Below are 24,571 nucleotides of genomic sequence, written 5' to 3' on the forward strand. Positions count from 1 at the left end.
GTAGGCGGCTATTTCCGGGTGAAGGTGCCCAGGTGGTTCTCGTCCAGGTACTCGACGCGGACGGTCCCGTCGGCGAAGGTGACCCCGGTGCGGCCGACGGCGTTCTCGCCGGAGGTCACGAAGCTGAAGGTGTCCCCGTCGTAGTGGGTCAGCGGGAAGCGCTCGGGGCCGGGGCCGAGGGCGAGGGTGATGCCCTTGCCGTTGCCCTGCTCCCCGCCGTCGGCGGTGACGGTGAGCGGGCCGTAGAACGGATTCTCGTACGTGCCGGTGTACGCGGCGGCGTCGCGGGCCGGGCGGGCGCCCGCCGGCGGTCGCGCGTAGTCGGTTTCGGAGCGGTTCGCGTTCTCCGCCTGCGCGTACAGGGAGGCGGCCAGCGCCAGCCAGTCGGCGCTCGGCCTGCCGTGCTCGGCGGTGTCGAAGAAGTCCAGGGCGACGGCGTCGGCGAGACCGACGGGAGCGCCGTTGGTCAGGACGACGATGCCGAGCTGTTCCAGGGGGAGCAGGGTGACGTTGGAGTTGGCGCCGAGGTCGAAGGCCCCGGAGTGGCTCAGGCGCAGCCGGCCCGCTTGGTCGTAGCCGACGTTCCAGCCGAGGCCGTAGAACTGCGGGGTGCCCTGCGGGGTCCGGTCCTGCGCGACGATCTCGGGGAGGTGGGTGCGGGCCAGGGCGTCGGCGGGGATGACGCGCTTGCCGTCTAGGGTGCCGCCGGAGAGCTGGAGGCGCAGCCAGCGGGCCATGTCGCGGGCCGTGGAACTGACCCCGCCGGCCGGGGCCTGGGCGTCGGCGTCCCGGACGAAGCGCGGGCTCCAGGTGCCGTCGGCGTTCTTGACGTGGCCGTACGCGCGGTCGGGGGCGTTCGCGTAGGCCGAGAACTCGGTGCTGGTACGGGTCATCCCGGCGGGCTTGAACAGGGTGTCGTCGCTGAGCTTCTGCCAGCTGGTGCCGCGCTCGCGGGCGATGGCCTCGGCGGCGGCGGTGAGCCCGAAGTTGGTGTACGCGTAGCTCGCGCGGAACGGGGTCAGCGGCTCGAAGCGCAGGTGGTCCAGGATGTACGGCTGCTCGTAACCGAGGTCCTCCAGGAGGTCCCCGGCGTGGTCGGGCAGGCCGCTGCGGTGCGAGAACAGGTCGGCGGCGGTGACGTGGGAGGTGACCCAGGGATCCTTGAGGGCGAAGCCGGGCAGGGTCCGGCCGAGGGGCGTGTCCCACGCGTCGGGGGAGGCCAGGGCGCCGGCCACGACGGTGGAGGAGATCGGCTTCGAGAGGGACGCCAGCTGGAAGACCGTGTCGGGGTCGACCGTCGCGCCCTCGCCGGTCCGGCGGACTCCGTAACCCTGGAGGTGGACGACCTTGTCCCGGTGGACCACGACCACCGACACGCCGGGCACACCGGTGCTGCGCATGCCGTCCCTGACCGTCGTGTCGAGGCGGGCGAGCGCGCCGGCGACATCGGCGTCGGTGAGGAGGGGCTTGGGCGGAGGGGGTGGCGTCGGGGCCGCCGGCGCCGCCGCCGCGGAACCCGTCACGACGAGGACGAACGCGGCTCCGGCCAGCCAGGCCACGCGGAGCGTACGCATGCGGACATTGTCCCGCCGAACGGGCGATCCCGCCCTCCGGCGGCTGCGGGGGCGGGACCGGTTCGGCGCGGGGCCGTCGGACCCGGGCGGGACCCGCCCGGGTGGGGAAAGGTTCCCTCAGGCGGCGGCGCGGGGGCGGAGGTCCTGTTCGGCCTCCACCGAGGCGTTCCAGTCCCGCTTGATCGCGCGCCAGCCCTCGTCGGTCTCGCCCTGGCGCCAGTACCCCGAGATCGACAGGCGCTCCCGCGGGATGCCCCGGTCGAGGCGCAGGTGGCGGCGGAGTTCCTTCACGAAACCGGCCTCGCCGTGGACGAAGGCCTGCACGTCACCCGAGGGGAACACGAGCGAGGTGACCGCCTCCACGAGGGCCGCGCCCACGGGGCGGTCGCCGCGGTGCAGCCACACCGGCACGACCCCGTCCGGCGTGGCGAACTTCTGCTCGTCGGCCGGTCCGTCGATCTCCACGAAGGCGTGGACGCGCGCGCCGAACGGCATGCGCTCCATCGCGGCGGCGATCGCCGGCAGGGCGCTCTCGTCGCCGGCCAGGAGGTGCCAGCCGGCCGTCGGGTCGGGCGAGTACGCGCCGCCGGGGCCCAGGAAGTGGACCCGCTCGCCGGGCTGGACGCGCGCCGCCCACGGACCGGCCAGGCCCTCGTCGCCGTGGACGACGAAGTCCAGGGTCAGTTCCAGGTGCGCCGGGTCCCAGTGCCGGACCGTGTACGCGCGCTGGCGCGGCCAGAACTCCCGGTGGTGCGTGGAGCGGATCCGTTCCAGGTCCCAGGGCTCCGCGTAGCGCACGCCCTCGGGGGCGAACAGCAGCTTCACGTAGTGGTCGGTGTGCGCACCCGCATCGAAGCCCGACAGTCCGTCACCGCCCAGCACGATCCGGACCATGTGCGGCGTCAGCCGCTCGGTCCGTACGACCACTGCGGTGCCGACAGTGCGGGCGCGTCCTTCTGCCACGGCGTCTCCCTGAACTCCCCTGAAACTTAGGATTACCTAAGTTAGCACCTCATGCGAGCAGTGCGCTGCTCAGGCGCGAGATCGCTCCGCCCAGACCCCACCGATGGGCGAGGGCGTCGACGACCTCGGGCTGGGCCGGAACCCTTGGGAGCGCCGGGTCGAAGGGGGGAAGCGGGACGTCCGAGGCCACCTGGACGACCTTCGGGGCCACGGCCAGATACGGCCGGGATTCATCGAGCCGCTTACGCTGAGTGGGGGTCAACCCCGACTTCGGGTCGTCGATCGCCGCGATGATCCCGGCCAGGTCCCCGTAGGCGTCCAACAGCTTCGCGGCCGTCTTCTCGCCCACACCGGGCACGCCCGGCAGGCCGTCGCTCGGGTCGCCGCGCAGCAGCGCCAGGTCCGCGTACCCCGCGCCGTCCACCCCGTACTTCTCGCGCAACCACGCCTCGTCGGTCACCTGGAGCATCCCCACGCCCTTGAGCGGGTACAGGACGCGGCGCCCCCGGGCGTCGTCGACCAGCTGGTAGAGGTCCCGGTCGCCGGTGACGATGTCCACCGGGCCGGTCGCGCGGGCGGTGAGCGTGCCGATCACGTCGTCCGCCTCGTACCCGGCGACACCGACGCGGGCGATGCCGAACGCGTCCAGCGCCGCCTCGATGATCGGTACCTGGGGGGCGAGGGTGTCCGGGGTCTCCTCCACGTCCGGGCCGGATTCCGTTTCCTGCGCGACCCGGTGCGCCTTGTAGGAGGGGATCAACTCCACCCGCCAGTGCGGCCGCCAATCGGCGTCCATGCAGGCCACCAGGTCGTCGGGGTGGTGGTCCTGGACCAGCCGGCCGATGAAGTCCAGCAGGCCCCGGACGGCGTTGACCGGGGTGCCGTCGGGGGCCTTCACGGAGTCCGGAACGCCGAAGTAGGCGCGGTAGTAGAGGGAAGCGGTGTCGAGGAGCATCAGGCGTCGTGTCGTCACGCAGACGATGATGCCGCACCCGACCCGACGGCCCACGGGTCACCCGGGGTGATCGTTTCGTCACTCCAACAGTTGTCCCGCCGCGCGCGTCCGCGATCTTTCCCGGAGGGTGTGACCACTGGCAGGACGTTCTGCCCGCCCGGCCCCCCGTACGAGGAGTTTCGGACGCCCATGCATGTCCTCACCGCTCTCCCGGTCGAGCGCCCGGCCGTCGTCGATCCCGATGCCCCCGCCCGCCGGCGCCCCGTCACCCCGATCGCGGGGAGCGGGAGTTGGGTGCCGGGCCGGTACGGCCGCTGACGGCTGCGCTCCGGTGGGCGACGGATCGGGTGGTCCGGGTGGGCGGATCGGGCGGGTGGTTCCGGTGGCAGCTCGCCGGCCCGCTCCGTCGGGTCCGTCGGTGCCGGTACGTCGCCCCGTCGCCCCGTCGACCCGCCGGTTCGTCCGCTCGTGACCTTCGGTCCGTCGGCCCTTCGGTCCGTGGCCCTCCGCCCCCGCCCGCCCGTTCGCCGCTCGCCTGTCCGCCCGCCCGTGCCGGCGGCCCCGGGTGCCCTTTCCCCGAGCCGCCGTCGCGCCTTCCGTCGTCACTCAGCCAGGAGCCCCCATGGAAGCAGCCCCGCCCCACGGCCCCGCCCGCAGATCCGTCCTGGTGGCCGGGGCCACCACCGCCGCGCTCACCGCGTGCCCCTGGGCCGCGGCCGCGGCCGGCCCCACCGTTCTCCCCACCGCCCCGGCCGGCGCCGTCCCCGCCGGGCGGGCCGCGGCCCGGGCCGCCGTCGAGCTGCCGCTGCGCGGCGACCGCGACACCCAGGGCGACGTCCTGGCGGGGTCCCGCAAGGACCACGCCTGCCTGCTGCTCCTGCACTTCCGCAGTGCCCCCCTGGCCCGCCGCTGGCTCGGCCGGCTCCTGCCCGACATCTCCACCACCGAGGAGATGGCCCGCTTCAACGCCGCCTTCAGCGCGGCCCGGGTGAAGGCCGGCGGCACCGACCCCACCTCCCTGTCGGCGCTGTGGACGAGCCTCTCCCTCACCCACCCCGGACTGCGCCTGCTCGCCGGGCGCGACCCCTTCCCCGCCCTGCCCGCCGGCGGCACCGCCGAGGCGTTCAGCCAGGGAGCCGCCCGTCGCGCCGAGGCCCTCGGCGACACCGGCACCAGCGCCCCCGACACCTGGCTGTTCGGCGCCGAGGAACCCGGCCGGGCCGTCCACGCCGTCCTCGGCCTGGCCGCCGACGAACCCGGCCGGCTCGCCGAGGCCGTCGCCCGGCACCGGGACGCGGTCCGGGCGGCCGGGGGAACGGTCGTGTTCCGGCAGGACGGGGCGACCCTGACCGGGGCCATGCGGGGGCACGAGCACTTCGGGTTCGCCGACGGCATCAGCCAGCCCGGCGTACGGGGCTTCGACGAGCCCGACCCGGCCGGCGCGGCCACCATGCTCGGGAAGCCCGGCACCCGGATGGTGCCGGCCGGGGAGTTCCTCGTCGGACAGGAGAAGGTGGAGCAGCGGCCCGCCGGGTTGCCCGCCTGGGCCACCGGGGGCTCCTTCCAGGTGGTCCGCCGGCTCGCCCAGGACGTGCCCGGCTGGTGGGACCAGACAGGAGAACGGCTCGCGGAACTGAAGAAGGCCGGTGCCGCGCCGCCCGAGGCGACCTCGACCTGGCTCGCCGCCCGCATGGTGGGCCGTTGGCCCGGCGGCACCCCCATCGCGGGCTGCCCCGCCGCCGAGAAGCCCGGCCCGCCGGGACGCGACCCCGACGCCGACCTCACGTACGGGAACGACCCGCAGGGCTGGCTGACCCCGCTCTTCGCACACATCCGCAAGGGCAACCCGCGCGACGGCCTCGTCACCGTCCCCGGCCGTCCGCCGCTGGCCGCCGCCGGACTCGACGGGCGCCGCGTCATCCGCCGCGGCATCCCCTACGGGCCCGCCTACGAGCCCGGGGCACCGCAGGGCAGCCCGGGCGGTCCGGACACCCCGCGCGGCCTGCTGTTCATCGGCTACCAGGCCGACCTCGTCCAGCAGTTCGAGTTCATCGCCAAGCGGTGGATCAACGACGTCGACTTCCCGCCCGGCCGCAACCCCCGCGTCGGCGCGGATCCCGTGCTCGGGCCCGAGTCGGCGGTCGCCTTCGAGACGCCCTCCGACAGCGGGGGCCGGGCCACCACCCTCACCTTCGGCCGGTTCGTCCGCACCGAGGGCGCCCTCTACGCCTTCACCCCCTCCCTCACCACCCTGCGCCGCCTCGTCGACGGCAACCTCGACGCCTCCATCGAGGTCCACCCCGGCACCGTCCTGCGCGCCGGCGACGTCCTCGACGCGGGCGACGCCCGCCTCGCGTTCGGCGCCGACGGGGACCTCGTCCTGCTGGACCCCGAAGGCGCCCGCCCCTGGAGCGCGGGTACCGCGGGCACCGGGCACGACGCGCACTTCTCCCGCGACGGGGAACTGACCGTGCGCGACGACGCCGCCCGCACGGTATGGAGCAGCGGCACCGCCGGCCACCCCGGGGCCCGGCTGCTGGTCTGCCCGGAGGGCGACATCGTGATCGTCGACGGCGACCGGGAGCTGTGGCGGGCCCCCGGCGGCCACGCGGGGTGACCGGGAGGATACGGGAAGCGGCCCGGGGGCGGGTCCCGTACGTCCTTGCACGCGAATCCGGGGTCGGTTGCTGCGTAAGGTGCTTACAGCACACCGATGTGCGATGAGGACAGGGGAGGGCAGCCCCGAAATGAACGACAAGGAAGACGGAAACATCGCGGACGGCACGGGCGGCGGGAACTTCGGGAACGGTCCCGCCGCCGGAAGCGACAAGGAGAAGGACTCCAAGGAACCGCTGCGGGTGGGAGTGGCCGTCCGCAAGCGGCGCCGTGCCCTGCACCTGACCCTCGCGGCCGTGTCGGCGCGCAGCGGGCTGTCGGTGCCCTTCCTGAGTCAGATAGAGAACGAGCGCGCCCGCCCCAGCATGCGGTCCCTGGAGCGGGTCGCCGACGCCCTGGAGACCACCGCGGTCGAGCTGCTGGCCGCCTCCGACACCGCGCGCACCGTGGACCTCGTGCGCGCCGGCGACGACTCGGCCCTCACCCCGGTTCCCGGCGTACGGCCGCTCGTTCGCGGACACCACCAGCTGCACGCGCTGGAGTTCACCGGGGAGCAGGACGCCGGACGTGAGTACCAGCACCGCAACGACGAGCTGATGTACGTGGTCTCCGGCGCCTGCCAGGTGGAGGCCGAGGGGCGGGCGTACCGGCTGGAGAGCGGTGACGCCCTCTTCCTGTCGGGCGGCGTGCGCCACCGCTGGCGGGCCACCGGGGAGGACACCCGGATCCTGGTCGTCGCGGTCGGCGACCACATCCACGCCACCTCCGAGCCGCCGTCACCGGGGCACTGATCCCGTGCGCGTCGTCTCGCTCGTGCCCTCGCTGACCGAGGCGGTCGCGGTCAGCGCGCCCGGCCTGTTGGTCGGCGTGACCGACTGGTGCACGCACCCGGCGGACCTCGGGGGCGCCGTACGGATCGGGGGGACGAAGAACCCTGACGTACGGGCGATCCTGGGCCTGCGCCCCGACCTGGTCATCGCCAACGAGGAGGAGAACCGGGCCCCCGACCTGGCGGCGCTGCGCGAGGCCGGGGTGGAGGTGCTGGTCACCGAGGTGCGGGACCTCCCGCAGGCACTGGCGGAACTGGACCGGGTCCTCGTGGGGGCGCTGGGGCTGGAGCGGCCCGGGTGGCTGACGGACGCCGCCGGGGCCTGGACGCGGGCGGAGCCGCTGGGCGGGCTCACCGCGGTCGTGCCGATCTGGCGCAGGCCCTGGATGGTGCTGGGCCGGGACACCTTCGCCGGGGACCTGCTGGCCCGCCTCGGCGTGCGCAACGTCCACGCCGGGCACGCCGAGCGGTATCCGCGGATGTCGGTGGCGGAGGCGGTCGCGGGCGGCTGCGACCTGGTGGTCCTGCCCGACGAGCCCTACCGGTTCACCGCCGCGGACGGACCGGAGGCGTTCCCGGGCCTGCCCGCCGCGCTGGTCGGCGGCCGCCACCTGACCTGGTACGGACCCTCGCTCGTCGAGGCGCCCGCGGTGCTGGCGGCGGCCCTGAGGACGGCGCTGCGCTGAGCGCCCGCCGCGTCGCGCGGGGAGCGCGCGGGGTGCGGGTTCAGCGGGGCGCGGCGAGCAGTCGACCGGTGAACAGGCCGCGCAGGGTGTGTCCGGCGGCGAGCAGCCAGGCGACGAGGAGACCGACGAAGAGGGCCGCGGCCAGCCAGGAGAAGGCGGTCAGCCCGGTGTGTCGGGCCAGCCCGGCGGCGCCGGTGACGCAGGTGCCGACGGGGAAGGTCAGCGCCCACCAGGTCATCGCGAAGGGCATTCCGGCGCGGGCGGCGCGGACCAGCATCGCCGACGCGAGGGCCAGCCACAGCAGGGCGAAGCCCATGACCGGGACCCCGTAGACGACCGCGAAGGCGCCGAACGCCCCGGCGTACGGGCCCTGGACGGCCCCCGGAGCCACGTCGGCGAGCTGGTTGACGGCGGTGACGGACTGGCCGAGGGGGCCCAGGACCAGGAACAGGGCGGGGGTCAGGGCCAGCGGCAGCGGGCCGCCGACGATCAGCCGGCCGAGGATCAGGGGGAGCAGCATCAGGGTCGCCAGCAGGCTGACGCCGAACATGGCGTAGCAGGCCAGCAGCATCGCCTCGCGGGGCTGGCCCGCGGGCAGGTGGGGTATCAGCAGCGGACCCACGGCGGCGGAGACCATCGGGGCGACCACGGGCAGCAGCCACACGGGAGTGGCCTGCGATGCCCGTACCTCGTGGCGGACGACCATCAGGTAGGGCACGACGACGGCCATGACCAGGGCGATCACGGTCCCGGCGGAGAACAGCACGATGTCGGTGGCCAGCGCGGCGCGTTCCCCGATCAGGTCCTTCCCGACGGTCACGGTGCCCGCGCCGACGGCCAGCAGGGCCATCGAGAGGCAGCCGTAGAAGGGGGCGACCGCCGGATCGAGCAGATGGGCCCGGGCCTGGTCGCGGTGGTGCAGCCAGTGTCCGGCGCGGGCGGCGAGCAGGACGACCAGGGCGGCGGCCGACAGCGCCCACATGAGCTGGCAGACCGTGCGCTGGCCGGGCAGCTGGTACGGCAGGGACGCGCCGGCGTTGGCGATGATGGCCGTACCCATGACGGAGGCGTACCAGTTGGGGCCGAGGTGACGCAGGGCCGGGGCCTTGTGGGTCCGGGGCGCGGTCGTCGCGTGGGTGGTGCCGGTGGTGCGGCTGCTGCCGGTGGTGCTGGTGGTGCTGGTGGCGCGGGTCGGCGCGAGGGTGGTGGCCATGGGTCCAGCCTCGTCCCGGTGGCCGGGGGCGGGCAGAGGTCGCATTCCTATGAGGCCATAAACTGACGTTATGGGTAACGACGAGTGGGTTCCGCTGGCGCACCGAGTGCCGGACCTCGGCGCTCTGGAACTGCTGCTCGCGGTCGCACGCGTCGGCAGCCTGAGCGGCGCGGCGCGCCGGCTGGGCATCACCCAGCCCGCCGCGAGCAGCCGGATCCGGGCGATGGAGACCAGGCTGGGCGTGGCGCTCGTCGACCGGTCCCCGCGCGGCTCGACCCTCACGGCCGAGGGCGCGCTCGTGACGGACTGGGCCCGGCGCGTGGTGGAGGCGGCCGAGGCCTTCGACGCGGGCGCGCAGGCGCTTCGGGGCCGCCGCGACTCGCGGCTGCGGGTGGCGGCCAGCATGACCATCGCGGAGTACCTGCTGCCCGGGTGGCTGATCGCCCTGCGCGGGGAGCGGCCCGGAACGGCGGTGTCGCTGCACGCCGGGAACTCGGCGGACGTCGCGCAGCGGGTCCTCGCGCACGATGCGGACCTCGGTTTCGTGGAGGGGCTGTTCGTGGCGGAGGGACTGGACTCGGCGGTCATCGCGCAGGACCGGCTCGTCGTCGCGGTGGCACCCTCGCACCCCTGGGCGCGGCGGACCCGGGCGGTGGCGGCGGCGGAACTGGCGCAGACCCCGCTGATCCTGCGGGAGCGGGGCTCGGGCACCCGGCAGGTGCTCGACGCGGCGCTGGCGGGCTGCGGGGGGCTGGCGGAGCCCCTGCTGGAGCTGGCGTCGACCACGGCCGTGAAGGCGGCGGCCGTGAGCGGCGCCGGGCCGTGCGTGCTGTCGGAGCTCGCCCTGGGGGACGAGCTGGCCGGGCGGCGGCTGGTGGCCGTGCCCGTGGCCGGCGCCGACCTGGGCCGTGCCCTGCGCGCGGTGTGGCCCACCGGCAACCGCCCGGCCGGCCCGGCCAGGGACCTGCTGTCCCTGACCCGGGCCCGACCGTAGGACGCCTGCGCATCGGTCCGCCCCGGCCTGATGCGACCCGCCTCGAACAGGGCCGGCCCGGCCTGACGCGGTTCGGCCCGACGCGGCCCGGCATGACCTGACGCGGCCCGGCCGCACCCGGCACGGTCTGCCGCGACCCCACCCTGCCTGACGTGACCCGGCCCGACCCGGCCCGCGACGGGCGGCGCCGGCCACGCCCCGCCGGCGGAGCGCGAGCGGGTCCGGTAAGGGTCCCCGCCGCCACGGGGCGGACGGGGGTCCGGTGGCGGGGTCCTACCGGGCCGTGGCGCCCGTGAGGGCGTACGGCGTGCGGGCGGCGGCCGCTTCGATCAGGGCAGCCATCACCCGGGTGTCCTTGTCGCGCTCCGGATGCCACTGGACGCCGACCACCCACGGGGCGGGGTCGGGAAGTTCGATCGCCTCCACCGTGCCGTCCAGGGCGTACGCCGAGACGACCAGGTCCCGGCCCAACCGGTCCACCGCCTGGTGGTGGTAGGTGGGCACCTCGGCCTCCTCCGGGACGAGCGCCGCGTAGCGGGTGCCGGCGACCGGCCGGACCGGGTGCCATCCGGTGACGCCGGGGGTGTGGACGTGTCCGTCGATGTGCTGGACCAGGGTCCCGCCCAGGACGACGTTCAGCGCCTGCATGCCCCGGCAGATGCCCAGCACCGGGGTGCCGGAGTCCAGGGCCGCCGCGAGGAGGGCCAGCTCCCACTCGTCGCGCACCGTCGCGGGGGCGCCGGTGCGCGGGTCGCGCGGGGCCCCGTAGTGCACGGGGTCCACATCGGGGCCGCCCGCGACGACCAGGCCGTCCACCCGCTCCAGGACCTCCGCCGCCCGCCCCGGTTCGTCCGGCGGCAGCAGGACGGCCGCGCCGCCCGCCGCCTGGACGAGCGCGTGGTAGTCGGCCGGGACGAGGGACGCGGGCAGGTCCCACACGCCGTAGCGGGTGGACTCCTCCACGTACGTGGTGATGCCGATGAGCGGCCTGGGCACGGGCTTACCTCCGGTGGTGGTGCCGAACGGTGGGGCTTCGGTGGGGGACGGGGCGGGCTCGGGAGCCGCCGGGGCCCAGGATTTCAGTCGCGGGTCAACTCCGCCTCGGCTTCCGCCAGCGCGGCGAACTCCTCCTCCGGTGCCGACGCGACCAGATGGCGGCGGCTGTAGAAGGCGAAGTAGGCGAGGGCGACGGCGTAGACGCCGAGCGCGATGAACGCCGCGTCCTTGTCCACCAGGAAGGTGGCGACCAGGGCCGACAGGGCCAGCACGAAGGCGACGGAAGAGGTCAGCACGCCGCCCGGGGTCCGGTACGGGCGCTCCAGGCCCGGTTCCCGGCGGCGCAGCACGATGTGCGACAGGGCCATCAGGGCGTACGAGATCGTCGCGCCGAACACCGCGATGTTCAGCATGCGGGCGCCGTTGCCGGTGGCCGCCGCGAGGGCGAACCCGATCGCCCCGGGAATCACCAGACCGAGGTACGGAGCCTTGCGCTTCGAGGTGAGGGAGAGGAAGCGCGGCAGGTACCCGGCCCGGGAGAGGGCGAACAATTGGCGGGAACCGGCGTAGATGAGGGAGAAGAAGGAAGCCACCAGGCCCGCCAGCCCCGCGTAGTTCACGAACCGGCTCAGTGCCGTCGGTCCGCCGTCGCCCTCCAGCGCCACGACCAACGGGTTGCCCGCCGTCCGTACGGCGTCGGAGCCCTGTGCGCCGGTGGCCGCGAAGAAGGTGATCAGGGCGAGCAGGGCGAGGACGCCCATGGAGATCGCGAGGGCTTTCGGCATCGAGCGGACCGGGTCCTTGGCCTCCTCGGCGGCCAGCGGCACGCCCTCGACGCCGAGGAAGAACCACATGCCGAACGGGAAGGCCGCCCAGATGCCGAGGAGGCCGAACGGCAGCCAGGAGCTCGCGCCGAACGCGCTGGTGTCCACCGCGATGTCGTCCAGCGAGGACGCGTCGAACTCGGTGAGGGCGCCGACCGCGAAGATCAGCAGCGCGGCGACGGCGATGGCGGTGACGACGAGGCTGAAGCGCAGGGCCTCGCCCACGCCCCACAGGTGGACACCGATGAAGACGACGAAGCAGCCGAGGTAGACCGGCCAACCGGAGGTCAGGCCGAACAGGCCCAGCGATTCGACGTAGTCGCCGATGAAGATGACGATCGCGGCCGGGGCCAGGATGTACTCGATCAGGATGGCCGTGCCGGTCAGGAACCCGCCCCAGGGTCCCAGAGCTCGCCGGGCGAAGCCGTAGCCGCCGCCCGCCGTCGGCAGGATCGTGGACAGCTCGGCCAGGGAGAACACCAGGCACGCGTACATGACGCCCATCAGCACGGTGGCGATGGCGAGGCCGCCGAAGCCGCCCTTGTCGAGACCGACGTTCCAGCCGGAGAAGTCCCCGGAGACCACGTACGCGACGCCGAGTCCGGTCAGCAGCAACCAACCGGCGCTGCCCCGGCGCAAGGTGCGTCGTCGCATGTACTCGGCGTCCGCGCCGCCGGGGGAGTCCGGGCCGGGGGAGCCGGACCCGGCTGGTGTCCTGACGGGCACGGGTGCGATGTCGTCGGCCATGTGCGCTCCTGCCTAGGGCAATGGTTGTGAGGCGTACCTTTGCGTCAGGGGGGTGGAGCGCGCAAGACCCCTGCGTTAAACAGGGGTTACGAAAACCTCCCGGTCACTCCCGGTCACGGCGCGTGCGCGCGGCCCCGCCCGTCACGCGAGGAACCCGCGCAACAGGGCCGCCGTGCCGCAGCAGTGCTCGCGCATCGCCCCGCGGGCCCCGTCGGCATCGCCCTCCAGTACCGCCTCGACCAGGGCCGAGTGCTGCTGCTGCGAGTGTTCGAGGTTGCGCACCAGCAGCGGTATGCAGTCCAGCAGGTCGTTCACGCTCGCGCGGACGGCCGCGTACTGGGCCGTCAGGGTGGCGGAGCCGGCGAGCTCGCACAGGGTCAGGTGGAAGAGGGTGTCCTGGCGGCGGTAGTCGGGCAGCGGGGCGTCGTGGGTGGCGGCCAGGGCGCTCAGCAGCCGCTCGGAGCCCTCCTCGGTCAGCCCCTGCGAGGCGCACAGTCCCGCCGCGCCGACCTCCAACACCTCGCGGAACCGCAGGACGTCCTCGATGTCCACCCCCGCGACCCGTCTGCGCAGCTCCTCCTCGGCGCCGCCCGCCGGGGTGTCGGGGCGCGCCAGGACGAAGGTTCCGCCGTACCGGCCGCGCCGCGCCTCGACCAGGCCCTGGTCCTGGAGCACCTTCAGGACCTCGCGCAGGGTGACCCGGCTGATCCCCATCCGTTCGGCCAGTTCCCGCTCCGGCGGGAGCCGTTCGCCGCCCGGCACCAGTCCCAGTCGGACGACCTGGAGGATCTGTTCGAGGGCCTCCTCGAAACCGTTGCCCGCCCGGACCTGCCGCAGCACCGGATTCAGCCGCGCGATCGAGCCACCCTCGCTCGCCGTGTCGGTCATCTCGGCTCCTCCCCTTCCCAAGCAATGGTTCTATTCAATACCTTAGGCCTCCTCGGCTCACCGAAGGAGAGATTCCAGTGGTAGACCGCAAGCCGCCGCTCGCGCCCGAGGAGCTCCGCGCCCTCGTCGCCAGCGGTGAGATCGACACCGTCGTCCTGGCCTTCCCCGACATGCAGGGACGGCTCCAGGGCAAGCGGTTCGCCGCCCAGTTCTTCCTCGACGAGGTCCTCGCCCACGGCACGGAGGGCTGCAACTACCTCCTCGCCGTCGACACCGACATGAACACCGTCGACGGCTACGAGATGTCCTCCTGGGACCGGGGCTACGGCGACTTCGCCATGCACCCCGACCTCGGCACCCTGCGCCGCATCCCCTGGAACCCCGGCAGCGCCTTCATCCTCGCCGACCTGGCCTGGAGCGACGGCACACCCGTCGTCGCGGCGCCCCGGCAGATCCTGCGCCACCAGTTGGAGCGCCTCGCCGAGCTGGGCTACACCGCGATGGTCGGCACCGAGCTGGAGTTCATGGTCTTCCAGGACACCTACGAACAGGCCTGGAACGCCAACTACCGCGCCCTGACCCCCGCCAACCAGTACAACATCGACTACTCCGTCCTCGGCACCGGTCGCGTCGAACCCCTCCTGCGCCGCATCCGCAACGAGATGCAGGCCGCGGGGCTCGTCGTCGAGTCCGCCAAGGGCGAGTGCAACCTCGGCCAGCACGAGATCGCCTTCCGCTACGACGAGGCGCTCACCACCTGCGACCAGCACGCCGTCTACAAGACCGGCGCCAAGGAGATCGCCGCCCAGGAGGGCGTCTCGCTCACCTTCATGGCCAAGTACGACGAGCGCGAGGGCAACTCCTGCCACATCCACCTCTCCCTGGCCGACGCCGACGGGCACAACGCGATGGCCGGGGACGGAGACGGAGAGGGTGCCGAACGCGGGATGTCACCCGTGATGCGGCACTTCCTGGCCGGCCAGCTGGCCGCGCTGCGCGACTTCTCCCTTCTCTACGCCCCGAACATCAACTCGTACAAGCGTTTCCGCCCGGGATCCTTCGCCCCGACCGCGGTCGCCTGGGGCGTGGACAACCGGACCTGCGCCCTGCGCGTGGTCGGCCACGGCCGCTCCATGCGCTTCGAGAACCGCCTCCCCGGCGGCGACGTCAACCCCTACCTCGCCGTCGCCGGCCTCGTCGCGGCCGGCCTTTACGGCATCGAGAACCGCCTGGAACTCCCCGAGTCCTGTCCGGGCAACGCCTACACCGCCGACTACGCGCACGTCCCCGCGACCCTGCGGGAGGCTGCGGAGCTCTGGGAGAACAGCGAGATCGCCAAGGCCGCCTTCGGCCCCGAAGTCGTGGCCCACTACCGGAACATGGCCCGGGTCGAACTCGACGCCTACGACTCCGCCGTCACCGACTGGGAGCTGCGCCGCTCCTTCGAACGCCTGTAACCCGCAGCGGGCCACACCAACACGCCACCACACCACTGCGCCCCACATCCCGCGCACGTCCGCACCCCGCACCGCCCGCTCCGAAGAACCAGAGAGGCACCACGTGTCCGAAGTGCTGGCCCCTGACCGGTTGACCGTGCTGAACCCGGCCACCGAGGAAGTCGTCGCCACCGTCCCGGCCGCCACACGGGACGACGTCGACGCCGCCGTCGCACGGGCCGCCGCCGCCCAACGCGGCTGGGCCGCCGCCGCCCCCGCGGACCGGGCCCGACTCCTGCGCCGCTTCGCCGCGGTCGTCGACGCGCACGTCGAGGAACTCGCCCTCCTGGAGGTCCGCGAGGCCGGCCACACCATCGGCAACGCCCGCTGGGAGGCCGGCAACGTACGCGACCTCCTCGACTTCGCCGCCGGGGGAGTGGAGCGCCTCTCCGGCCGACAGATCCCGGTCGCCGGCGGCATCGACGTCACCTTCCTCGAACCCCTCGGCGTCATCGGCGTGATCGCCCCGTGGAACTTCCCCATGCCGATCGCCGCCTGGGGCCTGGCCCCCGCCCTGGCCGCGGGCAACGCCGTCATCCTCAAGCCCGCCGAGACCACCCCCCTCACCGCCCTGCGCCTCGCCGAACTCGCCCTCGACGCCGGGATCCCCGAGCACCTCTTCCAGGTGCTCCCCGGCCACGGGGCCGTCGCCGGCGACGCCCTCGTCGAACATCCCGGCGTCGCGAAGATCGTCTTCACCGGCTCCACCGGCGTCGGCAAGCGGATCATGTCCAAGTGCGCCGACCGGGTGAAGCGGGTGACCCTCGAACTCGGCGGCAAGAGCCCCAACATCGTCTTCGCCGACTCCGACCTCGAAGCCGCGGCGGCCGCCGCACCCATGGCCTTCCTCGACAACACCGGCCAGGACTGCTGCGCCCGCACCCGGATCCTCGTCCAACGCTCCGTGTACGACCGGTTCCTCTCGCTCGTCACCCCCGGCATCGCATCGGTGGTCGTCGGTGACCCCCTCGACGAGAAGACGCAGATGGGCCCGCTCATCTCGCGCGCCCAGCTCGACCGCGTCCGCTCGTACGTCACCGCCGACCTCACCGCCGTCCGCGGCACCGCCCCCGAAGGCCCCGGCTTCTGGTACCCGCCCACCCTCGTCACCGACGCCGCCCCCACCGCGCCCGTCGCCGTGGAAGAGGTCTTCGGCCCGGTCGCCGTCGTCCTGCCCTTCGAGGACGAGGAGGACGCCGTGCGCCTGGCCAACGCCACCGAGTACGGCCTCTCCGGCTCCCTGTGGACCCGCGACGTCGGCCGCGCCCTGCGCGTCTCGCGAGCCGTCGCCGCGGGCAACCTCTCCGTCAACTCCCACAGCAGTGTCCGCTACTGGACCCCCTTCGGCGGATACAAGCAGTCCGGACTCGGCCGCGAACTCGGCCCGGACGCCCTCACCGCTTTCACCGAGACCAAGAACGTCTTCATCAGCACGGAGGCCTGAGAAACATGACCAGCCAGACCAACGAAGAGATCGTCTGCCGCCGCCTGGTCGGCCGGACCGCCGTCATCACCGGGGCCGGCAGCGGCATCGGCCTGGCCACCGCCCGCCGCCTCGCCTCCGAAGGCGCCAACGTCGTCTGCGCCGACATCGACCCCGTCGCCGGCAAGGCCGCCGCCGAGGAGGTCGGCGGCACCTTCGTCCAGGTGGACGTCACCGACAAGGAGCAGGTCGACGCCCTCTTCCGGACGGCCCACGACACCTACGGCTCCGTCGACATCGCCTTCAACAACGCGGGCATCTCGCCCCCGGACGACGACTCCATCCTCACCACCGAACTCGACGCCTGGCGCCGCGTCCAGGACGTCAACCTCACCTCCGTCTACCTCTGCTGCAAGGCCGCCCTGCCCTACATGCAGCGCCAGGGCCGCGGCTCCATCATCAACACCGCCTCCTTCGTGGCGATCATGGGCGCGGCCACCTCCCAGATCTCCTACACCGCCTCCAAGGGCGGCGTCCTCGCCATGACCCGCGAACTCGGCGTGCAGTTCGCCCGCGAGGGCATCCGCGTCAACGCCCTCTGCCCGGGGCCGGTCAACACCCCGCTCCTCCAGGAACTGTTCGCCAAGGACCCCGAGCGTGCCGCCCGCCGCCTCGTGCACATCCCGCTCGGCCGGTTCGCCGAACCCACCGAGATCGCCGCCGCCGTGGCCTTCCTCGCCAGCGACGACTCCTCCTTCGTCAACGCCACCGACTTCCTCGTCGACGGCGGCATCTCCGGCGCGTACGTCACCCCCCTGTAGCCGGCCCGGACGCCCCGCGCGTCCACCCGCACCGCACCATCCCGACAGCCGGGCGTCGCACGACGCCCGGCTGTCGTGTTCCCGGGCCCGGACCGCCCCCGGGCGACCTTCAGACGACCTTCACCGGAATCAGGAGCGTCCACCCAGTGACCCGAACCGGTACCACCCGGCGCCTCCGAGCCCTCCTCGCCGCCGCCACCGCCGTCTGCGGCCTCCTTGCTGCCGGACCCGCCGCCCATGCCCGCCCCGCCGCGCACTGCGACACCCCGGAACTCACCGCCGCGTGGTACGGCGACAACCGCGCCCGACTCCAGGAACTCATCGACCGCCACGGCTCCTGCGCTCCCCACCGGCCCGGCCGCACCAAGCCCGTCGCCGTCTTCGACTGGGACAACACCGTCGTCAAGAACGACGTCGGCGACGCCACCATGTTCTGGTTGCTGCGCAACGGGAAGATCCGCCAGCCCGCCCGTGGCGACTGGTCCACCACCAGCCGCCACCTCACCCCGGCCGCCGCCCGCGCCCTCGCCGACGCCTGCGGCGCCCTCGCCCGCCCCGGCCGCCCCCTCCCCACCGGTACCGCCCGCGGCGCGGCCTGCGCCGACGAGATCAAGGCCGTCTACGGCACCGCCGCGACCCGCACGGGCGCGGCCGCCTTCGCCGGCTGGGACCGCCGCACCACCGAACCCGCCTACGCCTGGCTGCCCCAACTCACCCAGGGCTGGACCGCCCGACAGGTACGCGGCTTCGCGGCCTCCGCCCGCACCGAAAACCTCGCCGCGCCCGTCGGCGCCGAGCAGCGGGTCGGCACCGGCACGGCCACCGGCTGGGTCCGCTACTACGACCAGCAGAAGGACCTCATCGCCACGCTCCGCCGGGCCGGCTTCGACGTCTGGATCAGCTCGGCCTCCCCCCAACCCGTCGTCGAGGTCTGGGCACGGGGCGTCGGCATACCCGCCGACCGCGTCATCGGCATCCGCAACACGACCACCCGCGACGGCCGGCTCACCGGGCACCTCCAGGGCTGCGGCTCCGTACGCGACGGAGCCGACACGATGATCACCTACATCGACGGCAAACGCTGCTGGATCAACCAGGAGGTCCTCGGGATCCGGGGCCCCGCCGCCGAACAGGTCCAACCCGCGTCCCGCCGCCAGGTCTTCGCCGCCGGCGACTCCGACACCGACATCTCCTTCCTGCGCGACGCGACCGCCCTGCGCCTGGTCGTCAACCGGAACAGGAACGAGATCATGTGCCGGGCCTACGACAACAGCGACGGCAAGTGGATCGTCAACCCGATGTTCATCGAGCCGAAGCCCCGCAGGAGCAGCCCCTACCCCTGCTCCACGACGGGCTGGACCGACCGCGACGGAACCCCCGGCCCCGTCCGCCGGGCGGACGCGAGCGTCATCCCCGACCAGGCGGACACGGTCTTCCGGCCCTGACCGGACCTGACCGGTCGTCGCCTGTCGTCGCCGGTCGCCCGAAGGTCTACAGGAAGGTGCGGCCCTCGCCCCGGTACGTCGGGGCGGTGGCCGTCACCCGGTCGCCCTCGATCAGGTGCAGGGCGTCGAACCGCTCGCACAGCTCACCCGCCTTGGCATGGCGGAACCACACCCGGTCCCCGATCAACAGATCGTCGGCCGCACTCCCCAACAGCGGAGTCTGCACCTCCCCCGCCCCCTCCTGAGGGTCGTAGCGCAGCCCCTCCGGCAGGTACGGCACGGGCAGCCGGTCCGCACCGGGCGCGCCCGAGGCCGGGTAGCCACCGCCGAGCACCGTGACCACGCCCACGCCGGGCCTGCGCACCACCGGCTGCGCGAACAGGGCCGCGGGCCGCCCCCGGAACGACGTGTAGTTGTCGAAGAGCCGCGGTACGTAGAGCCCCGAACCGGCGGCGATCTCCGTCACCGCCTCCTCGGCGGCCGTCTGCTGCACACTGCCGGTGCCCCCGCCGTTGACGAACTCCAGGTCCGGCACCACCGCACGGACCGCCCGCACCGTCTCGGCCCGCCGGGCCGCCAGCTCCTTGCGGGCGGCGCCCTGCATCAGCCGGATCATCCGCGAGCGCACCGGACGCCCCGCCAGTGCGTCCCCCACTCCGGCGACGTGGCCCTCGTAGCCCATCAGGCCCACCAACCGGAACCCGGGCCGCGCCGCCACCGCCCGTGCCAGGTCGGCCAGTTGCTCCGGCTCCCGCAGCGGTGAGCGCCGCGCGCCGACCCGTACCCGGCCGCCCAGCAGGTGCAGCGCCGTGTCCAGTTCCAGGCAGACGCGGACCTCCTGCGTCCCGCCGTCGCGCGCCCGGTCGATCAGCTCCAGCTGCACCGGATCGTCGACCATCACCGTCACCGCGGCGGCGAGCTTCGGATCCCCGGAGAGCTCCGCGAAGGCGGCCCGATCCGCGGAGGGGTAGGCGAGCAGGACGTCCTCGAAGCCGGAGCGGGCCAACCACAGCGACTCGGCGAGCGTGTACGACATGATCCCGGCGAACCCGGGCCGGGCCAGGACCCGTTCGAGCAGGGCCCGACACCGCACCGACTTGCTGGCGACCCGCACCGGCTTGCCGCCGGCCCGGCGCACGAGATCGTCGGCGTTGGCGTCGAACGCGTCGAGGTCCACGATGGCCAGCGGCGCTTCGAGGTGCGCGGTCGCCCGGTCGTACCGGGCCCGGTCGGAAGTCATGCCGGCAGCTTGCCAGATGGCCCTACCAGGGGGTAGGCCCCGGAGCGGGCCGCTCCGAGCCGCCCGGCACCCGGGCGCCCCTCCGTCCCCGGACGTCCGGCCCCGGACCACGCGCGCCCGCCCGGCAGGAAGCGGAAGGGGCGGCCCGACGCCGGTCGGGGGCCACGAAGGCCCCACTGCCCCCGCCCCCGCCGGGGCGCGGGCCCCGTAGAGTACGGGGCAGGCAGCCGTACGGAACGGGGGGCGGAGCCGCCGGATGACCATGTCGACACCACGGACCGCGTTCCTCGGCGAACCCGATCCGCCTCCGCCCGCCGAACGGCCCGCACCCGAGGTCCGTCCGCACCGCCGCGCCGGCCGCACCGCCGCCGCCGTCCTGAGCGCCCTCCTCGGCGTCGGCCTGCTCGCCGGGGCCGCGGCCACCGCCTGGAGCGAACACCGCGACGCCCGGCGGCCCCTGCCACCGGACGCCGCCTACCGACAGGCCGCATCGCTCTGGCGGTCCGCCCCCGTGGACAGCCTGTTCCCGCCACGGGTGGACGCCGCCGACAGCGGCCCGGGCGGAGCCGACCGCAGCTGGACCAGGACCGCCCTCGCGCCCGACGCCGACTGCGCGACCGGCCTCACCACCGACTGGCGGGCCGCGCTCGCCGCCACCGGCTGCACGCGCGTGCTCCGCGCCACCTACACCGACGCCACCCGCAGTTCGCTGGTCACCGTCGGCATGGTCTTCACCCCCGCCGACTCCGTCACCATGGACGGGCTCCGCGGGCGACTGCCCGCCCCGCCCGCCTACGCCTACGCCGACACCCGCCGCGCCGCCTGGAGCACGAGCGTCGTCCCCGGGGTACCGGCCGTCGTCTACACCGTCTCCGCCTTCGCCGACGGGCGCGCCATGGACACCCCCGTGCCCGCCGAGGAGGCCGCCCGGCCGAGCGCCCGCGGCGTCGTCACCGAGGCGGGCCTCGGCCACGACGCCAAGGCCCTCGCCACCCGCTTCGAACGCGCGCTGTCCGCCCTCGCCGCTCCACCCGCGTCCTCGGCGCCACCGACGGCGGAGGACGCCCGATGACCGCACCCCGCCCCGGAACCGCCCGCCCGAAGCCCGCCCCCGACGCCGCCCGCCCGTCCGGCCGCGCCCACGACGGATCCGCCCGCAGCCGGGCCGTACCCGCCGGGGCCGACGCCGGCGGGACCTCCCGTCCCGCGCCCGGCGTGGCGGTCCTCGCCGCCACCCGTATCCGCTCCGCGTCGGCACGTGGCGCGTCCGGCCCCGGCGACGCGGGCGTTCGTACCGGAGCCGCCCGCGCTCCCGCAACCCCCCGCGCCGGGGGTCCCCGCAGGGGGCCCGCGCGCACCGTCGGCGCCCTCGCCCTGGCCGCCCTGCTCTCCCTCACGGCCGCGCACCCGGCCGGCGCCGACACCATCCGCGACCGCCAGTGGGGCCTGCTGGCCCTGCGCGCCGAGGAGGCCTGGGGCACCACCCAGGGCGACGGGGTCACCGTCGCCGTCCTCGACACCGGCGTCGACGCCGGTCACCCCGACCTCGCCGGACAGGTCCTCGACGGCACCGACCTCGTCGGCATGGGCGCCGGCCGAGGCGACCGTTCCTGGGCCCGGCACGGCACGGCGATGGCGAGCATCATCGCGGGCCGCGGCCACGGCCCCCACCGCGGACAGGGCGTCCTCGGCGTCGCCCCCCAGGCGAAGATCCTCCCGGTCCGGGTGATCCTGGAGGAGGGCGACCCCGGCCGCGAGGAGGCCCGCGACGCCAAGGCCGGCGCCCTCGCCGAAGGCATCCGCTGGGCCGCCGACCACGGCGCCGACGTGATCAACCTGTCGCTCGGCGACGACAGCGACTCCGCGCACCACGAGGCCGCCGAGGACGAAGCCGTCCAGTACGCCCTCGGCAAGGGCGTGGTCGTCGTCGCCTCCGCGGGCAACGGCGGCGAACGCGGCGACCACACCTCCTACCCCGCCGCCTACCCCGGGGTGATCACCGTCGCGGCCGTCGACCGACAGGGCCGCAAGGCCCCCTTCTCCACCCGTCACTGGTACGCCACCGTCAGCGCCCCCGGCGTCGACGTGGTCATCGCCGACCCCGACCGCTCCTACTACGAGGGCTGGGGCACCAGCGCCGCCGCCGCCTTCGTCTCCGGGGCGGTGGCGCTCGTCCGGGCCGCCCACCCCGACCTGTCCCCGGCCCAGGTCAAGAAGCTGCTGGAGGACACCGCCGCCGACGGCCCGGCCGGCGGCCGCGACGACGCCCTCGGCCACGGCACCGTCGACCCCGTCGCCGCCCTGCAGGCGGCGGGCGCGCTGCGCCCCGAGGCGCCCGTACCGTCCCCCGTCCCGGCCGCCGGCAGCCACTTCGGCCCCGGGCCCGACCCGGTCCGCCCCGTCGAGCGGCCCGCCCGCCCGGGCGCCCCGGCCGCGGCAGTCGCCGGGCTCGCGCTGCTCGCGGTGGCGGGCGTACTGGCCCGGCGACCACGCACCGCACGGCGGGATAAGCTCGGTTGATTGTGGCGACCAAGAACATTCCCGATCCCGGTTTCTCCGACGACGACGGCACCGCCGATCCCCGGCTGAGCGCGGCCCTGGCCGCCTGGGCGGCGGACCGCACGGCCGAACCGCAGGTGCTCGCGGCCCTGAAGGAGGCCCGCCTGCTGGTGCCCGTCGTGGCGATGCTCGGCGAGGTCGAGACCGACCCCGAAACCGGTCTCAAGCGCGAGAAGACCAGCGACATGGCCGTCCCCACCCTGACCGCCGGGGACCGTCGGGCCCTGCCGGCCTTCACCTCGATCGCCTCGCTGGCCCTGTGGGACCCGGCGGCCCGGCCCGTGGCCGTTCCGCTGCACCAGGCCCTCGCCGCCGCCGCGCACGAGAAGGCGGACACGATCGTCGTGGACCTCGCCGGCCCCGTCCCCTACCAACTCACCGGTTCCGCCCTGCTCGCCCTGGCCGAGGGCCGCACCGACGCCGACCCGCTGGCCGACCCCGCCGTGCGCGAGGCCGTACGGACCGTCGTGGCGGCGGATCCCGCCGTGGTCCGCGCCCACCTGCTCCGCTCCGGCGCCGGCTCCGGCGGCACGCTCGCCGTGATGCTCTCCGAGGAGGCCGGCCACCGGCCCGAGGCCGCCGCCCGCCGGGTGGCCGGCGCGCTCGCCGCCGACGAGACCCTGCGGGGCAGGCTCGTACGGGGCCTGGACCTCGCGCTGCTCCCGCCGCAGGGACCCGTCCCGCCGGGGGAGCCGCTCTTCGCCCGCTGACGGGCGGCTCGCGCCGACCGGCGGCCGGCACGCACACGAACGAGGGCCCGGCCCCCGGAACTCCGGGGGCCGGGCCCTCGCGCGCGGTACGGAACGGCCGATCAGGCGTAGACGGGACCGGTGAACTTCTCGCCCGGACCCTGCCCCGGCTCGTCCGGAACGATCGAGGCCTCGCGGAAGGCCAGCTGCAGCGACTTCAGACCGTCGCGCAGCGGAGCCGCGTGGAAGGAGCTGATCTCGGTGGCGCTCGCCGTGACCAGGCCGGCGAGGGCGGTGATCAGCTTGCGGGCCTCGTCGAGGTCCTTGTACTCCGAGTCCGGCTTGTCCAGGCCCAGGTTGACCGCTGCGGCGCTCAGCAGGTGGACGGCCACCGTCGTGATGACCTCGACGGCGGGGACGTCCGCGATGTCGCGGGTCATCTCGTCGTAATCCGGGGCGGCCGGGGCGTCGGAGGGGAAGGTGGAATCGGAGGGCGTCGCGTCAGTCATGCGCCCCACGATATGCCGTGCGGCAGGCTTGCAACGCGGGTGCTAGTATGTACTTCGACCGGCCGGACACCTGTGTGCCCGGCCCACAAGTGGAGGCTCCCTCCCACCTGACCACCCTCCGGGGAGGCAGGTCTTCCGGTCAGGCGGTATCCATCGTTCCGTACGGACGATGGAAAGCTGCCCGATTTTGCGCCCCGCGGTTCGCACGTGGCGGTGCTCCGGTTGTTATGGAGCCCCTGCCTGTGCCCGGCGGGGCTTTTTTCATTCCCCGCCGCGGTAGGTCGGACGACACATGACGTCAGCGGCTGTCTGCCAGGCAGCCGTGTGGTGCTACCGAGGAGGATCCATCAGCACCGAGCCCCGCATCAACGACCGGATTCGCGTTCCCGAGGTTCGACTCGTCGGTCCCAGCGGCGAGCAGGTCGGCATCGTGCCGCTTGCCAAGGCGCTTGAACTGGCGCAGGAGTACGACCTCGACCTGGTCGAGGTCGCGGCGTCCGCACGCCCGCCGGTCTGCAAGCTCATGGACTACGGCAAGTTCAAGTACGAGTCGGCCATGAAGGCCCGTGAGGCGCGCAAGAACCAGGCGCACACGGTCATCAAGGAAATGAAGCTCCGGCCGAAGATCGACCCGCACGACTATGACACCAAGAAGGGTCACGTCGTTCGGTTCCTCAAGCAGGGCGACAAGGTCAAGATCACGATCATGTTCCGTGGTCGCGAGCAGTCCCGGCCGGAACTCGGCTACCGACTGCTGCAGCGCCTCGCTTCGGACGTCGAGGACCTCGGGTTCATCGAGTCGAACCCGAAGCAGGACGGCCGAAACATGATCATGGTCCTCGGTCCGCACAAGAAGAAGACCGAGGCGATGGCCGAAGCCCGCGAGGCGCAGGCTGCCCGCAAGGCCGAGCGCCAGGGTGTCGTCGCAGGCGACGAGGGAGCTCCTTCCGAGGAGACCGCCCCCGTCGAGGCGGAGACCACCGAGGTCGCCTCCGACGAGGCTCCCTCTGCCGACGCGAACGCCGACGCGAACGCCGAGGCCTGATTCCGGGGCAGCCCGTCCCGGATCACCGACACAACATGACGCTCCCGCAAGCCGGTCCG

General features: G+C 74.1%; 22 protein-coding genes. 13 read left to right on the forward strand and 9 right to left on the reverse strand.

Annotated features, from left to right (window positions below; all coding sequences use genetic code 11):
* Positions 1-8: 8 nt before the first annotated feature.
* From ACZ58N_RS26250 to ACZ58N_RS26260, 3 genes are all read right to left on the reverse strand, one after another.
* Complete coding sequence (locus tag ACZ58N_RS26250; protein WP_471164472.1) at positions 9-1,574, reverse strand: serine hydrolase; 1,566 nt, start codon at positions 1,572-1,574, stop codon at positions 9-11.
* A 117-nt stretch (positions 1,575-1,691) separates the two neighbouring features.
* On the reverse strand, positions 1,692-2,537 hold the full coding sequence (locus tag ACZ58N_RS26255) for a siderophore-interacting protein (protein ID WP_471164475.1): 846 nt from the start codon (positions 2,535-2,537) through the stop codon (positions 1,692-1,694).
* A gap of 49 nt (positions 2,538-2,586) precedes the next feature.
* On the reverse strand, positions 2,587-3,492 hold the full coding sequence (locus ACZ58N_RS26260; RefSeq protein WP_471164751.1) for a 5'-3' exonuclease: 906 nt from the start codon (positions 3,490-3,492) through the stop codon (positions 2,587-2,589).
* Positions 3,493-3,681: 189 nt separating this feature from the next.
* Here ACZ58N_RS26260 and ACZ58N_RS26265 point away from each other — a divergent pair, with 189 nt between their 5' ends.
* From ACZ58N_RS26265 to ACZ58N_RS26280, 4 genes are all read left to right on the forward strand, one after another.
* Positions 3,682-3,810 (forward strand): hypothetical protein, encoded by a 129-nt coding sequence (locus ACZ58N_RS26265; protein ID WP_471164477.1) that lies wholly within the window; start codon positions 3,682-3,684, stop codon positions 3,808-3,810.
* 304 nt (positions 3,811-4,114) lie between these two features.
* On the forward strand, positions 4,115-6,109 hold the full coding sequence (locus tag ACZ58N_RS26270; RefSeq protein WP_471164479.1) for a Dyp-type peroxidase: 1,995 nt from the start codon (positions 4,115-4,117) through the stop codon (positions 6,107-6,109).
* 130 nt (positions 6,110-6,239) lie between these two features.
* Positions 6,240-6,899, forward strand: coding sequence for a helix-turn-helix domain-containing protein (locus ACZ58N_RS26275; protein WP_389711281.1), 660 nt, complete (start codon positions 6,240-6,242; stop codon positions 6,897-6,899).
* A gap of 4 nt (positions 6,900-6,903) precedes the next feature.
* Positions 6,904-7,623, forward strand: coding sequence for a helical backbone metal receptor (locus ACZ58N_RS26280; protein ID WP_471164482.1), 720 nt, complete (start codon positions 6,904-6,906; stop codon positions 7,621-7,623).
* Positions 7,624-7,663: 40 nt separating this feature from the next.
* Here ACZ58N_RS26280 and ACZ58N_RS26285 read toward each other — a convergent pair whose 3' ends face one another.
* Positions 7,664-8,836, reverse strand: a complete 1,173-nt coding sequence (locus ACZ58N_RS26285; RefSeq protein ID WP_471164485.1) for a TDT family transporter — start codon at positions 8,834-8,836, stop codon at positions 7,664-7,666.
* A 70-nt stretch (positions 8,837-8,906) separates the two neighbouring features.
* Here ACZ58N_RS26285 and ACZ58N_RS26290 point away from each other — a divergent pair, with 70 nt between their 5' ends.
* Positions 8,907-9,830, forward strand: coding sequence for a LysR family transcriptional regulator (locus ACZ58N_RS26290; protein WP_389711284.1), 924 nt, complete (start codon positions 8,907-8,909; stop codon positions 9,828-9,830).
* A gap of 273 nt (positions 9,831-10,103) precedes the next feature.
* On the opposite strand, the gene ACZ58N_RS26295 is transcribed toward ACZ58N_RS26290, so the two are convergent.
* The 3 genes from ACZ58N_RS26295 to ACZ58N_RS26305 all read right to left on the reverse strand — a co-directional run bounded on the left by ACZ58N_RS26295 (position 10,104) and on the right by ACZ58N_RS26305 (position 13,285).
* Positions 10,104-10,826, reverse strand: coding sequence for a gamma-glutamyl-gamma-aminobutyrate hydrolase family protein (locus tag ACZ58N_RS26295; RefSeq protein ID WP_471164487.1), 723 nt, complete (start codon positions 10,824-10,826; stop codon positions 10,104-10,106).
* Between the two features lie 83 nt (positions 10,827-10,909).
* Positions 10,910-12,397 carry an ethanolamine permease gene (gene eat, locus ACZ58N_RS26300; RefSeq protein WP_471164489.1) on the reverse strand — a complete coding sequence of 496 codons (1,488 nt, stop codon included), beginning with the start codon at positions 12,395-12,397 and terminating at the stop codon, positions 10,910-10,912.
* A 141-nt stretch (positions 12,398-12,538) separates the two neighbouring features.
* Positions 12,539-13,285, reverse strand: coding sequence for a FadR/GntR family transcriptional regulator (locus ACZ58N_RS26305; protein ID WP_471164491.1), 747 nt, complete (start codon positions 13,283-13,285; stop codon positions 12,539-12,541).
* Between the two features lie 77 nt (positions 13,286-13,362).
* Between ACZ58N_RS26305 and ACZ58N_RS26310 the strand changes: the two genes are divergently transcribed.
* From ACZ58N_RS26310 to ACZ58N_RS26325, 4 genes are all read left to right on the forward strand, one after another.
* Positions 13,363-14,742, forward strand: coding sequence for a glutamine synthetase family protein (locus ACZ58N_RS26310; protein ID WP_471164492.1), 1,380 nt, complete (start codon positions 13,363-13,365; stop codon positions 14,740-14,742).
* A 103-nt stretch (positions 14,743-14,845) separates the two neighbouring features.
* On the forward strand, positions 14,846-16,225 hold the full coding sequence (locus ACZ58N_RS26315) for an aldehyde dehydrogenase family protein (RefSeq protein ID WP_471164494.1): 1,380 nt from the start codon (positions 14,846-14,848) through the stop codon (positions 16,223-16,225).
* A 5-nt stretch (positions 16,226-16,230) separates the two neighbouring features.
* Positions 16,231-17,025, forward strand: coding sequence for a 3-oxoacyl-ACP reductase (locus ACZ58N_RS26320; protein WP_471164495.1), 795 nt, complete (start codon positions 16,231-16,233; stop codon positions 17,023-17,025).
* Positions 17,026-17,171: 146 nt separating this feature from the next.
* Positions 17,172-18,470: an HAD family hydrolase gene (locus tag ACZ58N_RS26325; RefSeq protein WP_471164497.1), complete on the forward strand. Its 1,299-nt coding sequence runs from the start codon at positions 17,172-17,174 to the stop codon at positions 18,468-18,470.
* A 46-nt stretch (positions 18,471-18,516) separates the two neighbouring features.
* On the opposite strand, the gene ACZ58N_RS26330 is transcribed toward ACZ58N_RS26325, so the two are convergent.
* Entirely contained in the window at positions 18,517-19,710 is a 1,194-nt protein-coding gene (locus tag ACZ58N_RS26330; protein WP_471164499.1) for an amino acid deaminase/aldolase, read from the reverse strand.
* A gap of 256 nt (positions 19,711-19,966) precedes the next feature.
* Here ACZ58N_RS26330 and ACZ58N_RS26335 point away from each other — a divergent pair, with 256 nt between their 5' ends.
* Genes ACZ58N_RS26335 through ACZ58N_RS26345 form a run of 3 tightly spaced genes read left to right on the forward strand, consistent with a single transcriptional unit; the run spans position 19,967 to position 22,979 of the window.
* Positions 19,967-20,782 (forward strand): hypothetical protein, encoded by an 816-nt coding sequence (locus ACZ58N_RS26335; protein WP_471164501.1) that lies wholly within the window; start codon positions 19,967-19,969, stop codon positions 20,780-20,782.
* Positions 20,779-22,230: a type VII secretion-associated serine protease mycosin gene (mycP, locus tag ACZ58N_RS26340; protein WP_471164503.1), complete on the forward strand. Its 1,452-nt coding sequence runs from the start codon at positions 20,779-20,781 to the stop codon at positions 22,228-22,230. Before ACZ58N_RS26335 ends, mycP begins: the two co-directional genes overlap by 4 nt.
* 2 nt (positions 22,231-22,232) lie before the next feature.
* Complete coding sequence (locus ACZ58N_RS26345; RefSeq protein ID WP_471164506.1) at positions 22,233-22,979, forward strand: SseB family protein; 747 nt, start codon at positions 22,233-22,235, stop codon at positions 22,977-22,979.
* 101 nt (positions 22,980-23,080) lie between these two features.
* Here ACZ58N_RS26345 and ACZ58N_RS26350 read toward each other — a convergent pair whose 3' ends face one another.
* Positions 23,081-23,467: a DUF1844 domain-containing protein gene (locus ACZ58N_RS26350; RefSeq protein WP_471164509.1), complete on the reverse strand. Its 387-nt coding sequence runs from the start codon at positions 23,465-23,467 to the stop codon at positions 23,081-23,083.
* A 322-nt stretch (positions 23,468-23,789) separates the two neighbouring features.
* Here ACZ58N_RS26350 and infC point away from each other — a divergent pair, with 322 nt between their 5' ends.
* The gene (infC, locus tag ACZ58N_RS26355; protein WP_471164753.1) at positions 23,790-24,512 is read left to right on the forward strand and encodes a translation initiation factor IF-3; all 723 of its coding nucleotides are present in this window, start codon (positions 23,790-23,792) and stop codon (positions 24,510-24,512) included.
* Positions 24,513-24,571 lie beyond the last annotated feature (59 nt).

Source organism: Streptomyces sp. NPDC040432 (assembly GCF_055595445.1).

Coding starts and splice junctions, on each gene's coding strand:
- ACZ58N_RS26285 (WP_471164485.1), bottom strand. CDS start 8,836: ATGGCCACCACCCTCGCGCCGACCCGCGCCACCAGCACCACCAGCACC.
- ACZ58N_RS26330 (WP_471164499.1), bottom strand. CDS start 19,710: ATGACTTCCGACCGGGCCCGGTACGACCGGGCGACCGCGCACCTCGAA.
- ACZ58N_RS26305 (WP_471164491.1), bottom strand. CDS start 13,285: ATGACCGACACGGCGAGCGAGGGTGGCTCGATCGCGCGGCTGAATCCG.
- ACZ58N_RS26265 (WP_471164477.1), top strand. CDS start 3,682: ATGCATGTCCTCACCGCTCTCCCGGTCGAGCGCCCGGCCGTCGTCGAT.
- eat (WP_471164489.1), bottom strand. CDS start 12,397: ATGGCCGACGACATCGCACCCGTGCCCGTCAGGACACCAGCCGGGTCC.
- ACZ58N_RS26335 (WP_471164501.1), top strand. CDS start 19,967: ATGACCATGTCGACACCACGGACCGCGTTCCTCGGCGAACCCGATCCG.
- mycP (WP_471164503.1), top strand. CDS start 20,779: ATGACCGCACCCCGCCCCGGAACCGCCCGCCCGAAGCCCGCCCCCGAC.
- ACZ58N_RS26250 (WP_471164472.1), bottom strand. CDS start 1,574: ATGCGTACGCTCCGCGTGGCCTGGCTGGCCGGAGCCGCGTTCGTCCTC.
- ACZ58N_RS26270 (WP_471164479.1), top strand. CDS start 4,115: ATGGAAGCAGCCCCGCCCCACGGCCCCGCCCGCAGATCCGTCCTGGTG.
- ACZ58N_RS26275 (WP_389711281.1), top strand. CDS start 6,240: ATGAACGACAAGGAAGACGGAAACATCGCGGACGGCACGGGCGGCGGG.
- ACZ58N_RS26350 (WP_471164509.1), bottom strand. CDS start 23,467: ATGACTGACGCGACGCCCTCCGATTCCACCTTCCCCTCCGACGCCCCG.
- ACZ58N_RS26320 (WP_471164495.1), top strand. CDS start 16,231: ATGACCAGCCAGACCAACGAAGAGATCGTCTGCCGCCGCCTGGTCGGC.
- ACZ58N_RS26260 (WP_471164751.1), bottom strand. CDS start 3,492: ATGCTCCTCGACACCGCTTCCCTCTACTACCGCGCCTACTTCGGCGTT.
- ACZ58N_RS26290 (WP_389711284.1), top strand. CDS start 8,907: ATGGGTAACGACGAGTGGGTTCCGCTGGCGCACCGAGTGCCGGACCTC.